This is a genomic window from uncultured Pluralibacter sp., from assembly GCF_913775985.1.
In the GTDB taxonomy this organism is placed as follows: domain Bacteria; phylum Pseudomonadota; class Gammaproteobacteria; order Enterobacterales; family Enterobacteriaceae; genus Pluralibacter.
On record NZ_CAJYMB010000150.1, the window covers coordinates 238071 to 253697 of the forward strand.

A 15627-nucleotide genomic window follows, 5' to 3' on the forward strand; every position below is an offset into this window, starting at 1 on the left:
TTTGCCCGCGCCAGACGTTTCCCTCTCAATTCTCCTCCAGCTCTTTATAGCGCTCCGCCAGAAAATCAATCAGCGCCCGCACCGCCGGCAGCTGGCCGCGGCGCGACGGAAACACCACGTGAATGATTTCCTGCTTCGCGCGCCACGCCGGCAGCAGGTGCACCAGCTCGCCCTTTTCAATTTGTTCGGTAAGCATCATCAGCGGCAGCTGCACTACGCCGACGCCCGCTGCGGCCGCCGCCCGCAGGGCGAGCATATCGGTGGTAATAAAGCGAGGATGGTGGCGGACGATCGCCTCTTGCTTGTCAGGGCCGTACAGCGTCCAGCGGTGGATCTGCCGGGCGCGGCTCAGGGCCAGGCTCGGCCACAGCTGGAGATCCGCCGGAGAAGAGGGCTGGCCAAACTGCGCCACCAGCTTCGGGCTGCCTACCAGGCACATGCTGCGGGTAGCCAGCTGGCGCATCACCAAATCGCTGTCCTCCAGCGGCAGCGGCCGCACCCGGACCGCCAGGTCGACATTCTCATTGAGCACATCTACCCGGCGGTTGGTCTCTTCAAGCTGAATGGTGACCTGCGGGTAGCGAACCATAAACTCGGTCAGCATGTCGCCAATGTGTACGTGAAGCAGGGCGATGGGGCAGGTGAGGCGGATGGTGCCCCGGGGCTCGGCCCGCAGCGTATCAATTGCCTCCTGGGCGGCCTCGGCCTCAATCAGCATCGCTTTACAATGCCGATAGAACACCTGTCCGGCTTCGGTAACCGTAAAGCTGCGGGTGGATCGCTGCAGCAGCCGGGTTTCGAGCCGCTCCTCCAGTAGCGCAATACGCCGGCTCAGGCGCGATTTTGGAATGCCGATTGCCCGGCTGGCGGGGGAAAAGCCGCCGTGCTCGACAACCTCCACGAAGTATGCCAAATCGTTTAAATCCTGCACGCTATTGTCCTGTTGGTGGAACACTGAGTTCATTTTAGCACTCTACCGCGATGAACGTCTTACCTGTAAGCTCTATCCCATCGAAACAATCCGTAAGGGGAAGCAACATGAAATCCATTCTTGGCGTATATTCAGCTCCGGCATCTCACTGGGTGGGCGATGGTTTCCCGGTGCGTTCAATGTTCTCATACTCAAACATGGCCAAGCAGCTGAGCCCGTTCCTGCTGCTGGACTACGCCGGCCCGGCAGACTTTAAGCCGAGCCGTAAAGGCCAGCGCGGTGTCGATCAGCACCCGCACCGCGGTTTTGAAACCGTCACCATCGTTTATAAAGGTGAAGTGGCGCACCGCGACAATGCCGGCAACGGCGGCGTTATCGGCACCGGCGACGTGCAGTGGATGACCGCAGGCAGCGGTATTCTTCACGAAGAGTATCATTCACACGCCTTTAGCGAGTCCGGCGGCACGCTGGAAATGGTGCAGCTGTGGGTGAATCTGCCAGCGAAAGACAAAATGACCGCGCCGAACTATCAGGCGATTGTCGATGCCGATATTCCGGCGGTTCCGCTGGCGGACGGCACGGGTACCGCGCGGATTATCGCCGGCGAGCTGAACGGCCACAAAGGACCGGCGCACACCTTTACGCCGATGAACATCTGGGACATGCGTCTTAACGCGCATACCACCACCCGGCTGGATCTGACAGACGGCTGGAACACGGCGCTGGTAGTGCTGAAAGGCACGGTGCTGGTGAACGGCGAAGAGGTGGCCCGCGAGGCGCAGCTGGTGGTGCTGGATGCCAAAGGCGACAGCGTTACCATCGAAGCCAACAACGACGCGATAGTGCTGCTGCTGGCCGGTGAGCCCATTGACGAGCCTATCGTTGGTTACGGCCCGTTCGTGATGAACACCGAGCAGGAAATTCATCAGGCAATCGATGATTTCAACCAGGGCCGCTTTGGCAAACAGATGGCCTACAGCGAATAATCCCGCCTTATCTCCCCCGGTTCCGGGGGAGATTTTTTTCTATCCCCGCTCGCCGGGCTAATGATAGGCTATAGCCCACTTTTTATCTGACGCGCCCCCAATCAATGCAAACCAGTCCTCTACTTACAGCTCTTATGGAAGCCCTGCGCTGCCTGCCCGGCGTTGGTCCTAAATCGGCCCAGCGTATGGCCTTTACGCTCCTGCAGCGTGACCGCAGCGGCGGGATGCGCCTGGCGCAGGCGCTCACCCGGGCGATGTCCGAAATTGGCCACTGCGCCGACTGCCGCACCTTTACCGAGCAGGAAGTCTGTAACATCTGCGCCAACCCGCGCCGAAGTGAGAATGGCCAGATTTGCGTGGTAGAGAGCCCGGCGGATATCTACGCCATTGAGCAAACCGGCCAGTACTCCGGGCGCTACTTTGTGCTGATGGGCCATCTGTCGCCACTGGACGGCATTGGCCCCGACGACATCGGCCTTAACCGCCTTGAAGAACGCCTGAGCGCGGAAAAAATTACCGAAGTTATCCTCGCAACTAACCCGACCGTAGAAGGGGAGGCGACCGCCAACTATATCGCCGAACTTTGCGGACAGTACGGCGTTGAAGCCAGCCGCATCGCCCACGGCGTGCCGGTGGGCGGCGAGCTGGAGATGGTGGACGGCACCACGCTGTCGCACTCCCTGGCGGGCCGCCACAAGATTCGTTTTTAAGCAAATGGGAGAACATTCTCGTTCTCCCGCTTGAAAAATTTCCGCACCAGCCCCATCTCACCCTCAACGCTTTTTTCACTCTGTATATGGCATTGAGGAATTTTCCCATGAAAGGACAAGAAACCCGCGGTTTCCAGTCAGAAGTCAAACAGCTTCTGCACCTGATGATCCATTCTCTGTACTCCAATAAAGAAATTTTCCTGCGTGAGCTGATTTCCAACGCCTCGGATGCGGCGGACAAGCTGCGTTTCCGCGCGCTGTCCCAGCCGGATCTGTATGAAGGCGATGGCGAACTGCGCGTGCGCGTCTCTTTCGATAAAGAAAAACGCACTCTGACCATTGCCGATAACGGCATCGGCATGAACCGGGAAGAGGTCATTGACCACCTCGGGACTATCGCCAAGTCAGGCACCAAATCGTTCCTGGAATCCATGGGTTCCGACCAGGCAAAAGACAGCCAGCTGATCGGCCAGTTCGGCGTGGGTTTCTACTCCGCTTTCATCGTGGCCGATAAAGTCACCGTGCGCACCCGCGCTGCGGGCGACAGCGCCGACAAAGGCGTGTTCTGGGAATCTGCCGGCGAAGGGGAATACACCGTTGCCGACATCACCAAAGAAGATCGCGGCACCGAAATCACCCTGCACCTGCGCGAAGGCGAGGACGAGTTCCTCGACGACTGGCGCGTGCGCTCGATCATCAGCAAATACTCTGACCACATCGCCCTGCCGGTCGAGATTGAAACCCGTGAAGAGAAAGACGGCGAAACCGTGATCTCCTGGGAGAAAATCAACAAGGCCCAGGCGCTGTGGACCCGCAATAAAGCGGAAATCTCCAACGACGAATACAACGAGTTTTACAAGCACATCGCTCACGACTTCACCGACCCGCTGGCCTGGAGCCACAACCGCGTTGAAGGCAAGCAGGAGTACACCAGCCTGCTGTACATCCCGGCCCAGGCGCCGTGGGATATGTGGAACCGCGATCACAAGCACGGCCTGAAGCTGTACGTTCAGCGTGTATTCATCATGGACGACGCCGAGCAGTTCATGCCGAACTACCTGCGTTTCGTGCGCGGCCTGATAGATTCCAACGATCTGCCGCTCAACGTTTCCCGTGAAATTCTGCAGGACAGCAGCGTTACCCGCAGCCTGCGCAGCGCTCTGACGAAACGCGTGCTGCAGATGCTGGAAAAACTGGCGAAAGACGACGCTGAAAAATACCAGACCTTCTGGAAACAGTTCGGCCTGGTGCTGAAAGAGGGCCCGGCAGAGGACAGCAGCAACCAGCAGGCTATTGCCAAACTGCTTCGCTTCGCCTCGACCCATACCGACTCCTCCGAGCAGACCGTATCGCTGGACGACTACGTTTCCCGCATGAAGGAAGGTCAGGAAAAAATCTACTACATCACCGCCGATAGCTACGCGGCCGCAAGCAGCAGCCCGCATCTGGAACTGCTGCGCAAGAAGGGCATCGAAGTGCTGCTGCTCTCCGATCGCATTGACGAGTGGATGATGAGCTACCTGACCGAGTTTGACGGTAAGTCCTTCCAGTCGGTGGCGAAAGCCGACGAGTCGCTGGACAAGCTGGCGGACGAAGTGGACGAGAGCACCAAAGAAGCGGAAAAAGCGCTGACGCCGTTCATCGAGCGCGTGAAAACCCTGCTGGGCGATCGCGTGAAAGAGGTGCGCCTGACGCATCGCCTGACTGACACGCCGGCTATCGTTACTACCGAAGCGGACGAAATGAGCACCCAGATGGCGAAGCTGTTCGCCGCCGCGGGCCAGAGCGTGCCGGAAGTGAAGTACATCTTCGAACTCAATCCGGAGCACGCGCTGGTGAAACGCGCCGCGGACACTCAGGACGACGCGAAATTCGGCGAATGGGTTGAGCTGCTGCTGGACCAGGCTCTGCTGGCCGAGCGCGGCACGCTGGAAGATCCGAACCTGTTCATCAAGCGCATGAACCAGCTGCTGACCGCCTGATAGCGCAGCGCCCGCCGGGCAATTGCGCATGTCATCAACCACCTGCCCCGGCAGGTGGTTTTTTTATAGCCCGATTTGCAGGCGGATGCTGCTGTGCGGGCTGTCATCGTCGGCGGTGGGCCAGGGATCCCGGCGCTGACGCTCGCTTATCGCATCGGGTTTTTCCTGCTGCTTCACAGCAGCGCGCGGATCACGACCCCGGCTCCTCCTCATAGCAGAAAAGATCCCCCGGCTGGCAGTTCAGCGCTTTGCACAGGCGTTCCACGGTATCCAGCTTGATGCCTTTAATTTTGCCATTTTTCATCAGAGACAAATTCGCCTCCGTGATCCCAATTTCCGCCGCCAGCGCTTTGGAGCGGATTTTTCGTTTGGCCATAACCAGATCGAGGGTTATTACGATTGCCACATGCGCTCCTTAGCATTATATGTACAGCGCATTCTCTTCATACAGCCGGGTCGACTCGCGGATCATCCAGGCAAAGGCGCAGAGTACAATCCCGACCACCACCTCATAAACGCCGCCGGTGGAGAGCCCGAGAGAGAACACGAAAATACGCTCGCCCGGCGGTAAATCCCGGGAGACGGCCAGACCCTGGGCGGTCCAGATGAGCGAGTTCAGGAAGGGGCCGATCAGGTTCAGTAAACCCGCGCGCCACAGCAGCCTGAAATTGCGTGCGGTCCACAGCTCGTTTCGCGCCAGGCGCCAGAAGAAAAGGCCGGTCAGCAGCCAGACCACCGACGTCAGCAGAGTAGGCAGCATATCCAGAACAACAAGCGCGACCTCGGTAGCTCGCGACAGGGCGAAATCCGCCGAGGCGAGCAGCGGCTGGCTCTCCGACAGCGGCACCCGTATTGCGTGCAGCATTTCCCGCCCCTGGCTTAGCCACAGGTACGCGTCCCCCAGCAGCCAGCACAGCGCCAGCCCCCAGATCAGCAGTGACGTGGATTTGCCTACGACGCTCAGGCGGCTCAGCGAGCGCTGCTGGGTTTCCCTGCGATTACTCTGCATTACGATTTTCCCTTCAGGATGAATTTTCGCGCCGATTATGCGTATTGGAATTATCGTGGTGCAATAATTTTTTGTTGCGACAGGGCGTCTTTAGGAACATCTTCAGGCTATATTTGAACGCTGTGGCTTCCGGCTAAAACGCTTTTGTTCACATCGCGCTGAAACGGGAGGCCAGATTGTCGGCATTTTCTTGCATCAGCACAGGCAAAACCCGCGGCTTCCTTGTGATGCAACCACCTTTAATGGTATGGTTTTCGCCTCAAATTCGAATGAATATTTATATCTATGGGGAATTACGCAATGCGTATTATTCTGCTCGGCGCGCCGGGCGCTGGTAAAGGAACTCAGGCACAGTTCATCATGGAGAAATACGGTATTCCGCAGATCTCCACCGGTGACATGCTGCGCGCCGCAGTAAAATCTGGCTCTGAGCTGGGCAAAAAAGCCAAAGACATCATGGATGCCGGCAAGCTGGTAACCGATGAGCTGGTCATCGCTCTGGTCAAAGAGCGTATTGCTCAGGAAGACTGCCGCAACGGTTTCCTGCTTGACGGCTTCCCGCGCACTATCCCGCAGGCTGATGCCATGAAAGAAGCGGGTATCGCTGTTGACTACGTGCTGGAGTTCGCCGTACCGGACGAGCTGATCGTTGATCGCATCGTTGGCCGTCGTGTCCACGCCGCATCCGGTCGCGTCTATCACGTTAAATTCAATCCGCCGAAGGTGGAAGGCAAAGACGACGTGACCGGCGAAGAGCTGACCACCCGCAAAGACGACCAGGAAGAGACCGTGCGCAAGCGCCTGGTTGAGTACCATCAGATGACCGCGCCGCTTATCGGTTACTACTCCAAAGAAGCGCAGGCGGGCAACACTCGCTATGCCAAAGTCGACGGAACCAAACCGGTTGCCGAAGTACGCGCTGAACTGGAAAAAATCCTCGGCTAAGGCCGCAGGTTTTCTCACCCGGCCTCTCCGGGTGAGAAAAAATCTCATTTTCACCTCTCAGACCAATAGATACTTCTCCTTCCTGCTTCAGCTATAATTTTCAGCGAGTTAAATAAATAAGAGGCGGTAATGCGTCAGACTAAATGCGGTATCCTGCTCGTTAATCTTGGTACGCCCGAGGCCCCGACGCCCGCGGCGGTGAAGCGCTACCTGCGCCAGTTTCTCAGCGATCGGCGCGTGGTTGACGCGCCGCGGCTGCTCTGGTGGGCGGTGCTGCGCGGCGTGATTTTGCCTTTTCGCTCGCCGCGGGTGGCGAAGCTCTATCAGTCCGTATGGATGCCCGGCGGCTCGCCGCTGATGGTCTACAGCCGGCAGCAGGAGAAAGCCCTGGCAGAGCGCCTGTCGGATACGCCGGTGGCCCTGGGCATGAGCTACGGCGCGCCGTCCCTTGAGAGCGGCGTTCAGGCGCTGCTGGATCAGGATGTGGACCACATCGTCGTGCTTCCACTTTATCCGCAGTACTCCTGCTCGACCGTTGCCGCCGTCTGGGACGAGCTGGGGCGCATTCTGGCGAAGAAGCGGCGCATTCCCGGCATCTCGTTTATTCGCGACTACGCTGACGACAGCGACTACATCCAGGCGTTGGCCAACAGCGCCCGCGCGTCGTTTGCCGAACACGGCGAGCCGGATCTGCTGCTGCTCTCCTATCACGGTATCCCCCAGCGCTACGCCAGCCAGGGCGACGACTACCCGCAGCGCTGCCGCAAAACCACCCGTGAGCTGGTATCGGCGCTGGGCATCGCGCCAGAAAAAGTGATGATGACCTTCCAGTCCCGCTTTGGCCGCGAACCCTGGCTGACGCCGTACACCGACGAAACGCTCAAAATGCTCGGGGAGAAGGGCGTTAAGCACGTGCAGGTGATGTGCCCTGGTTTTGCCGCCGACTGCCTTGAAACCTTAGAAGAGGTGGCGGTGCAGAACCGCGAGTTCTTCCTCGAGGCCGGCGGTGAAAAATATGAGTATATTCCGGCGCTGAACGCCTCGGCGGAACACATCGAGATGATGGTTAACCTCACCGCGCCGTACCGCTGATTGCCGTCGGGAAGCGGGCGGGAGTGTGTTACTATTCCCGCCTGTTTACCGCAAACTGGCCGTACAGCATGAAATTCCCCGGCAAGCGCAAATTCAAACATTACTTCCCCACCGACGCCCGCGATCCGCTCCTCAGCCCCCGGGCCGAGCGTGAAGCCAGCGCATCGTGGATTGTCGGTATCGATCAGACGCTGGTCGATATAGAAGCCCGCGTCGATGATGCCTTCATCGCCCGCTACGGGCTGAGCGTTGGCCACTCGCTGGTGATTGACGATGATGTTGCCGAGGCGCTGTATCAGGCGCTGGTGCGCGACAATCTCATAACCCACCAGTTCGCCGGCGGCAGCATCGGCAATACCCTGCACAACTACTCTACGCTCGCCGACGATCGCTCGGTGCTGCTCGGGGTCATGTGCCGTAACATTGAGATAGGCGGCTACGCCTACCGCTACCTGTGCAACACCTCCAGCCGGACCGATCTTAACTATCTTCAGGGCGTCGACGGCGCCATTGGCCGCTGCTTCACGCTGATAGGCGACAGCGGCGAGCGGACTTTCGCCATCAGCCCCGGCCAGATGAACCAGCTGCGGGTTGAGAGCATCCCCGAGGCGGTGATTGCCGGCGCCTCGGCGCTGGTGCTGACCGCCTATCTGCTGCGCGGCAAGCCGGGAGAGCCGATGCGCGACGCCGCGCTGCGGGCGGTGGAGTACGCTAAAAAGTACGATGTGCCGGTGGTGCTGACGCTGGGCACCACCTTTGTTATCGCCGACAACCCGGCGTGGTGGCAGGCGTTCATTAAAGAAAACGTATCGATTCTGGCGATGAACGAAGAAGAGGCGCAGGCGCTGACCGGAATTGCCGATCCGCTGCTGGCCGCCGACCGCGCACTGGAATGGACCGATCTGGTGCTGTGCACCGCCGGACCGGCCGGGCTGTACATGGCGGGCTTTACCGAAGAAAGCGAAAAGCGCGAAACCGGGCATCCGCTGCTGCCGGGCGCCATTGCGGAGTTTAACCAGTTCGAGTTCAGCCGGGCGATGCGCCGCCGGGACTGCCGGCAGCCGCGGCGCATTTACTCCCATATTGCGCCCTACATGGGCGGGCCGGAGAAGATCATGAATACCAACGGCGCGGGCGACGCCGCGCTGGCGGCGCTGCTGCACGATATTGCCGCCAACAACTATCACCGCGGGACAGTACCGAATTCCGGCAAACATACCCTGCGCTGGCTGACCTACTCCTCGCTGTCGCAGGTGTGTAAATACGCGAACCGGGTAAGCTATCAGGTGCTGAATCAGCACTCTCCGCGGCTCACCCGCGGGCTGCCGGAGCGTGAGGACAGTCTCGAAGAGGCATACTGGGAGCGGTAAGGGCCGAGCGCTGACCGCAGAAAGAGAAAAGGGCCCGGTGGGCCCTTTTTTGCGTTAAATACTCGCCGGTTCTGGCGATACCGGCCGGGTGAGCAGTTCCATCATGGTGTTGGCGATTTCCCGCTCGCCCATCACCACCTCGTTGGCCCCGCGCTCGGTGATGTAATCCACCTCATCATCGTAGTGGGCGCGGGCAATGATCTCGATTGTCGGATTTTTGTCGCGGGCGGCGGCGACAATTTCTCCGGCCTCGTAGCCGTTGGGAATGGTCAGCAGCAGCCAGCGGGCGCAGTCGAGATGCGCGAGATTCATCACCTCTTCGCTGGCGGCATTGCCCAGCACCGCGCGAACGCCGCGCGCGCGCAGCTCGTCAACGCGGGTGCGGGAGGTTTCAATCACCACCACCGGAATATTTTGCGCAATCAGCTTTTCCCCCAGCAGGCTACCGACCCGGCCGAAGCCCACCAGCAGAATGTGGTCGCAGATATCTACCGGGATCTGCTTCTCTTCTTCGATGGCTTCTTCCAGGGTCTGCTCGTCCAGCGTTTCCGTTTTCTCAAGATATTTCTCCAGCAGCGCAAACAGGATTGGATTGAGCATGATGGAGAGGATTGCCCCGGCCAGCACCAGGTTCTGACCGGCGTGCGGCAGCAGATCCAGCGCCATCCCCAGCCCCGCCAGAATAAAGGCGAATTCGCCAATCTGCGCCAGGCTGGCGGCGATAGTGAGGGCGGTGCGCTGGGAGTGGCCAAACAGGCGCACCAGCATGAACGCCGCCGCGGATTTACCGAAGATAATAATCGCCAGCACGCCAATCACCGCCAGCGGCTGCTGTACCAGCACCATCGGATCGAACAGCATGCCCACCGAAACGAAGAACAGTACCGCAAACGCGTCGCGCAGCGGCAGGGTATCGTGCGCGGCCCGGTGGCTCAGTTCCGATTCGTTAAGCACCATCCCGGCGAAGAAGGCGCCGAGCGCAAAAGAGACGTCAAACAGTTCAACCGCGCCGAAGGCGATACCGAGCGCCAGGGCCAGCACTGCCAGCGTGAACAGCTCACGGGAACCGGTGGCGGCGCTGCGCGCCAGGATCCACGGCACCAGCCGGCGGCCTACCAGCATCATAATGGCGATAAAGGCCACCACTTTACCGATGGTCAGCCCCAAATCGAGCGTTAGCGTGGCAAATCCCACGTAGCCCTTTTCCAGCATTCCGGCGACGGCGGGCAGCAGAACCAGCGTCAGCACCATCACCAGATCTTCAACGATAAGCCAGCCGATGGCGATCTGCCCGCGCTGGGTATCAATCAGCTGGCGTTCCTCCAGCGCGCGCAGCAGCACCACGGTGCTGGCGGTGGAGAGGCACAGACCAAACACGATGCCGGTCATCAGCGACCAGCCAAGCAGGGCGGCAAGCCCCATTCCGAGCAGCGTCGCAACCGCTATCTGGGCGATGGCACCGGGAATCGCGATAGCTTTTACCGCCATCAAATCTTTCAGGGAGAAGTGCAGCCCAACGCCAAACATCAGCAAAATAACGCCCAGCTCGGCCAGCTCCGGTGCCAACTGAGTGTCGGCAACAAAGCCCGGCGTAAAGGGGCCGGCCAGCACGCCCGCCAGCAGATAGCCGACCAGCGGCGAAATACGCAGTTTGTTGGCAATCATGCCGAGGATAAAGGCCAGTACGAGGCCACCTACAATGGTGGTGATTAGCGGTGTCGCGTGGTGCATTCCGTCTCCTTTTGCGTTGGCAGCGGTCCATCCCTGCCGGGAAGTCAAAAAATCCTGGTAACAGTTTATGACAAATTTAACTCTTTTTTTATGAACATTCGTTGAATTACGTTAAAAAAATGAATTTATCGCAAAAGAGGATGCCAGGGAGGGATAAACAGAGGTAATGCAGAGGATTGTAGCTAAAACAAAGGGCTTACGGCCGCCATTTTCTCATTCTGGCGACCGTAAAAATAGCGCTAGTGGCGATTATCAGGAAGGAATATTGTCAACATGCCCAGCAGAGGCAGAAAGGCACAGATTTTATAGACATATTCAATACCCGAATGATCGGCAACAACCCCCAGCACTGCGGCACCCAAGCCTCCCATACCGAAGGCAAAGCCGAAGAACAGTCCCGAAACCATCCCAATGCGGCCCGGCAGCAGCTCCTGAGCATAGACAAGAATAGCTGAAAATGCCGAGGCCAGGATAAAACCAATAATCACCGTTAAAATGCCGGTCCATTCGAGAGTTGCATAGGGTAAAAACAGGGTAAAAGGCGCGACGCCGAGGATAGAGCCCCAAATCACGTATTTACGCCCAATTTTATCGCCTACCGGCCCGCCAATCACGGTACCGGCCGCCACGGCAAACAGAAACGCAAACAGGTGGAACTGGGCGTTTTGCACCGACAGGCCAAACTTATGCATCAAATAAAAGGTGTAGTAGCTGCTGATGCTCGCCATATAGAAGTATTTAGAGAAAATCAGCACCAGCAGGATGCTTACCGCCAGAATCACTTTATTGCGCGGCAGCGGGCTAACGGTCGAACCGGCAGGCTTTCCTTTATTGATCCGGTGCTGGGCAGCGTACCAGCGGCTGACCTGCGCGAGCACCACGATAGCCAGCAGCGCAGCGAGAACGAACCAGGCCACGTTACCTTTACCGTAAGGCGCAATAATGATTGCGGCCAGCAGCGGCCCCAGCGAGCTGCCAAAGTTGCCGCCCACCTGGAACAGCGACTGGGCCAGCCCGTGCCGCCCGCCGGAGGCCATGCGCGCCACGCGGGACGATTCGGGATGGAATACCGAGGAGCCAGTACCCACCAGCCCTGCCGCCAGCACCACCGCGCCAAAGCTGCCCGCCATCGCCAGCAGCACCAGGCCGCTCAGGGTAAAGCACATGCCGATGGGCAGCGACCACGGCATCGGATATTTATCCGTCCAGTAGCCGACCACCGGCTGCAGCAGCGACGATGTCAGCTGAAAGGTGAGGGTGATCATCCCAATCTGCACGAACGTCAGGGAAAACTCCGACTGTAGCAGAGGGTACAAAGCCAGAATCAACGACTGGATCATATCGTTGAGCAGGTGAGAGAGGCTGATTGCGCCTAAAATACCGAACGACGTGCGGCCCTTCTGCTGCGGTGCAGGTTTACCGGGCAGGGCCGGGCTGGTTTCACTGATTGCCATAGAATTTACTCACAGTTATTTTGCGATGTTAGCGTTGTTGTGGGGCTAATAGTTATCTGGCTAAGATAGCGAGCTATATCTTTTTAAGAAAGTCTTAGCGCGGAAAACATTTTGTCTAAGCTTGTTACTTACTGTAAGTTCGGCGCTTGTGACTGTATCAGGGAGAGTATTATGGAGTTGTTTAAACGCGCTGCGGCGCTGGCGATGCTGACCGCGTGCTCGCTTCTCAGCCTGCAGGCGCAGGCGTACGAACAGGATAAAACCTACAAAATCACCATCCTGCATACTAACGATCACCACGGCCACTTCTGGCGCAGCGAATACGGCGAATATGGCCTGGCCGCGCAGAAAACGCTGGTGGATAAAATTCGCAAAGAGGTCGCGGCCGAAGGGGGCAGCGTACTGCTGCTCTCCGGCGGCGATATCAACACCGGCGTGCCGGAATCCGACTTACAGGATGCCGAGCCCGACTTTCGCGGCATGAATCTGGTGGGCTATGACGCAATGGCGGTGGGCAATCACGAGTTCGATAACCCGCTGAGCGTCCTGCGCCAGCAGGAGAAGTGGGCCAAATTCCCCTTCCTTTCCGCCAACATCTACCAAAAAAGCACCGGCGAGCGCCTGTTTAAACCCTGGGCGCTGTTTAACCGCGGCGGCCTGAAAATTGCAGTGATTGGCCTGACCACCGACGACACCGCCAAACTCGGCAATCCGGAGTTTTTTACCGACATTCAGTTTCATAATCCGGCTGAAGAAGCGAAGCTGGTTATTCAGGAGCTTCAACAGAACGAGAAGCCTGACGTGATCCTGGCCGCCACCCACATGGGCCACTACGATAACGGCAACCACGGATCTAACGCGCCGGGCGATGTTGAAATGGCCCGCAGCCTGCCCGCCGGCGCGCTGGCGATGATTATCGGCGGCCACTCGCAGGATCCGGTCTGCATGGCGTCGGAAAATAAGAAGCAGGTCGACTACGTGCCGGGCACTCCCTGCGCGCCGGATCGCCAGAACGGTATCTGGATCGTGCAGGCCCACGAGTGGGGCAAGTACGTGGGCCGCGCCGACTTTGAATTCCGCAACGGCGAGATGAAGCTGGTGCACTATCAGCTGATCCCGATAAACCTGAAGAAAAAAATCACCTGGGATAACGGCAAAAGCGAGCGGGTGCTGTATACCCCGCAGATCCCCGAAAATCCGCAGATGATCTCCCTGCTGTCGCCGTTCCAGAACAAGGGACGCGCCCAGCTCGGCGTGAAGATTGGTGAGGTCAACGGTCGGCTGGAAGGGGACCGCAGCAAGGTGCGCTTTGTGCAAACGAATATGGGCCGTCTGCTGCTTGACGCGCAAATGGAACGCACCAGCGCGGACTTTGCGGTGATGAGCGGCGGCGGCATTCGCGACTCCATTGACGCCGGCAACATCACCTATAAAGACGTGCTGAAAGTGCAGCCGTTTGGCAACGTGGTGGTGTATGCAGAGATGACCGGCAAAGAGGCGACGGAGTATCTTACTGCCGTTGCCCGAATGCAGCCGGACTCGGGCGCCTATCCGCAATTTGCCAACGTCAGCTTCGTGGCTAAAAATGGCCAGCTGAGCGAGCTGAAAATCAAAGGCGAGCCGGTGGATATGAATAAAACTTACCGCATGGCAACCCTGAACTTCAACGCCAGCGGCGGCGACGGCTATCCCCGCATTGATGCTCGTCCGGGCTATGTCAACACCGGCTTTATCGACGCGGAAGTGCTCAAGCAATATATCCAGCAGCATTCACCGCTGGACGTAAACGTGTTCGAGCCGAAAGGGGAAGTGAGCTGGCAGTAATTTTCTGAGGCCTGCGCATCCTCTGCTGCCGACAGGGGATGCGCGTCATTTCAGTCCCGCCGGGCGATATCAGCAAAGCGGGCATCCAGTAGCTTCACCAGATCCCCCGCCGCCAGCTCAATATCCAGCCCGCGCTTGCCGCCCGACACGTAAATCGTGCTGAACGCCTGCGCCGGTGCGTCAACGATGGTCGGCAGACGCTTTTTTTGCCCCAGCGGGCTGATGCCGCCTACCAGATAGCCGGTGGTGCGCTGGGCCACCAGCGGATCGGCCATATCCACTTTTTTGGCGCCCAGCGCTTTTGCCACTTTCTTTAAATCAAGCTGGGTTGCGACCGGCGTTACCGCTACCGCAAGGTGTTTCATATCGCCGTTGACGGCCACCAGCAGCGTTTTATAAACCCGGTCGGCGTCGAGGCCGAGCTTGCGCACCACTTCATCACCGAAGTTGGTCTCGTTCGGATCGTGATCGTAGGCGTGGATCTGGAAGGGGATTTTGTTTTTTTCGAGGAGTTTTACTGCGGGAGTCATGGCGATCCTTATTACCAGTGAAGCAAAGTAAGTTAAGAATACTCTTGATAGCTGTCGAAAAAATAGCACTTCCGCGCGCAATTATGTTGGCAGAAACGCTAACTTTAAGAGACAATCGGGAGATCCCCGGCGCAAGCCGCGGAATAATAATAACGATGAAATTCCTCTTTGACGGGCCAATAGCGATATTGGCCATTTTTTTATTTCAGCATTGACGGCAGATTCCCTTCCCCATACAGATGCAGTGCGCCCACCGCGACCACATAGCGCCCCGGCGGCAGCTGGTGCAGCCTGTCGCGCCAGGCCAGATTGCGCTTTTGCATCAGCACATCGTACAGCGACTGGCTAAAGGTGTTTGGCAGCGACGGGGTTTCACCCGGCGGCTGCGAAATCCACCAGCCGATCATTACCTGCAGCAGCCTGGCATTGGTGCGCCAGTGGGTCAGCGTATCGTTCAGCAGATCCGCGCCGCCGTCGGTGAGGTTGCGCAGCAGCGCTATCTGGCTCTCCGCGCCCTCCAGCTCGATCACCGGCTTTGACAGATCGCGGGCAAGGTGCAGCAGCTGGTAATCAATCCCGTAATCCGGGCGCAGGCCCAGCTTTTGCGCGTGGGTGGCCTGCAGCACCATCGCTACCTGCCACAGCGGCTGGCTGCAAAACATCGCCATCGACAGCCCCAGCTCGGCGGCACGCTGTTCCAGCTGCTGATAGCGCGCCTCGCTGAGGCGATCCTCCAGCGGCGGGCAGACGGGAATATCGTTGAAGGGGGTTTCGCTGCCGCTGATATCGGCTTCCACAATCAGGGCGTCCGCCTGCTCAAGCTTGCTGATCAGGCCCGGGGGCAGGGGAGACATATCCGGGGTGCCCATATGAATGCTGCCCACCAGATGCAAATGCTGACCGCCGGCGAGGGAGATATCCAGTCCTGGCCAGCGGTAGCGGTGAGGCAGCAGAGCGCGAATCGATGATTTTAGTTGTTGAAACAGCCCCATACGCGCTCCTGAAAGTAAAACGCCATGCTAGCGCGTTGGGGGCAGGGGCTCAACTGAATCTCAAGCAGGAC

Annotated in this window: 14 protein-coding genes; 7 read left to right on the forward strand and 7 right to left on the reverse strand. The window is 58.6% G+C overall.

Annotated features, from left to right (window positions below; all coding sequences use genetic code 11):
* Nucleotides 1–25: 25 nt before the first annotated feature.
* Nucleotides 26–931, reverse strand: coding sequence for a LysR family transcriptional regulator (locus tag QZ766_RS21550; RefSeq protein ID WP_297207098.1), 906 nt, complete (start codon nt 929–931; stop codon nt 26–28).
* Between the two features lie 107 nt (nt 932–1038).
* On the opposite strand from QZ766_RS21550, the gene QZ766_RS21555 reads away from it, so the two are divergent.
* From QZ766_RS21555 to htpG, 3 genes are all read left to right on the forward strand, one after another.
* On the forward strand, nt 1039–1917 hold the full coding sequence (locus tag QZ766_RS21555; protein ID WP_297207100.1) for a pirin family protein: 879 nt from the start codon (nt 1039–1041) through the stop codon (nt 1915–1917).
* 104 nt (nt 1918–2021) lie between these two features.
* Nucleotides 2022–2627, forward strand: a complete 606-nt coding sequence (gene recR / locus QZ766_RS21560) for a recombination mediator RecR (RefSeq protein ID WP_297207102.1) — start codon at nt 2022–2024, stop codon at nt 2625–2627.
* A gap of 107 nt (nt 2628–2734) precedes the next feature.
* Entirely contained in the window at nt 2735–4609 is a 1875-nt protein-coding gene (gene htpG, locus QZ766_RS21565; RefSeq protein WP_297207104.1) for a molecular chaperone HtpG, read from the forward strand.
* Between the two features lie 190 nt (nt 4610–4799).
* On the opposite strand, the gene QZ766_RS21570 is transcribed toward htpG, so the two are convergent.
* Together QZ766_RS21570 and QZ766_RS21575 are read right to left on the reverse strand one after the other, a co-directional pair.
* Complete coding sequence (locus QZ766_RS21570; protein ID WP_297207106.1) at nt 4800–5015, reverse strand: helix-turn-helix transcriptional regulator; 216 nt, start codon at nt 5013–5015, stop codon at nt 4800–4802.
* A 15-nt stretch (nt 5016–5030) separates the two neighbouring features.
* A complete protein-coding gene (locus QZ766_RS21575) occupies nt 5031–5618 on the reverse strand; it encodes a hypothetical protein (protein ID WP_297207108.1) in 588 nt (195 codons plus the stop codon).
* A gap of 300 nt (nt 5619–5918) precedes the next feature.
* Between QZ766_RS21575 and adk the strand changes: the two genes are divergently transcribed.
* From adk to QZ766_RS21590, 3 genes are all read left to right on the forward strand, one after another.
* Nucleotides 5919–6563 (forward strand): adenylate kinase, encoded by a 645-nt coding sequence (gene adk / locus QZ766_RS21580; protein ID WP_297207110.1) that lies wholly within the window; start codon nt 5919–5921, stop codon nt 6561–6563.
* Between the two features lie 129 nt (nt 6564–6692).
* Complete coding sequence (gene hemH, locus QZ766_RS21585; protein WP_297207112.1) at nt 6693–7655, forward strand: ferrochelatase; 963 nt, start codon at nt 6693–6695, stop codon at nt 7653–7655.
* A 68-nt stretch (nt 7656–7723) separates the two neighbouring features.
* Entirely contained in the window at nt 7724–9025 is a 1302-nt protein-coding gene (locus QZ766_RS21590; RefSeq protein ID WP_297207257.1) for an inosine/guanosine kinase, read from the forward strand.
* Nucleotides 9026–9079: 54 nt separating this feature from the next.
* Here QZ766_RS21590 and ybaL read toward each other — a convergent pair whose 3' ends face one another.
* Both ybaL and QZ766_RS21600 read right to left on the reverse strand, forming a co-directional pair.
* Nucleotides 9080–10756 carry a YbaL family putative K(+) efflux transporter gene (gene ybaL / locus QZ766_RS21595; RefSeq protein WP_297207114.1) on the reverse strand — a complete coding sequence of 559 codons (1677 nt, stop codon included), beginning with the start codon at nt 10754–10756 and terminating at the stop codon, nt 9080–9082.
* Nucleotides 10757–10995: 239 nt separating this feature from the next.
* Nucleotides 10996–12210, reverse strand: a complete 1215-nt coding sequence (locus QZ766_RS21600; protein ID WP_297207116.1) for an MFS transporter — start codon at nt 12208–12210, stop codon at nt 10996–10998.
* Between the two features lie 171 nt (nt 12211–12381).
* Between QZ766_RS21600 and ushA the strand changes: the two genes are divergently transcribed.
* Nucleotides 12382–14034, forward strand: a complete 1653-nt coding sequence (gene ushA / locus QZ766_RS21605; protein ID WP_297207118.1) for a bifunctional UDP-sugar hydrolase/5'-nucleotidase UshA — start codon at nt 12382–12384, stop codon at nt 14032–14034.
* A 50-nt stretch (nt 14035–14084) separates the two neighbouring features.
* On the opposite strand, the gene ybaK is transcribed toward ushA, so the two are convergent.
* Both ybaK and QZ766_RS21615 read right to left on the reverse strand, forming a co-directional pair.
* Nucleotides 14085–14564 carry a Cys-tRNA(Pro)/Cys-tRNA(Cys) deacylase YbaK gene (ybaK, locus tag QZ766_RS21610; protein ID WP_297207119.1) on the reverse strand — a complete coding sequence of 160 codons (480 nt, stop codon included), beginning with the start codon at nt 14562–14564 and terminating at the stop codon, nt 14085–14087.
* Nucleotides 14565–14764: 200 nt separating this feature from the next.
* A complete protein-coding gene (locus QZ766_RS21615; protein WP_297207121.1) occupies nt 14765–15556 on the reverse strand; it encodes a TraB/GumN family protein in 792 nt (263 codons plus the stop codon).
* Between the last annotated feature and the right edge of the window lie 71 nt (nt 15557–15627).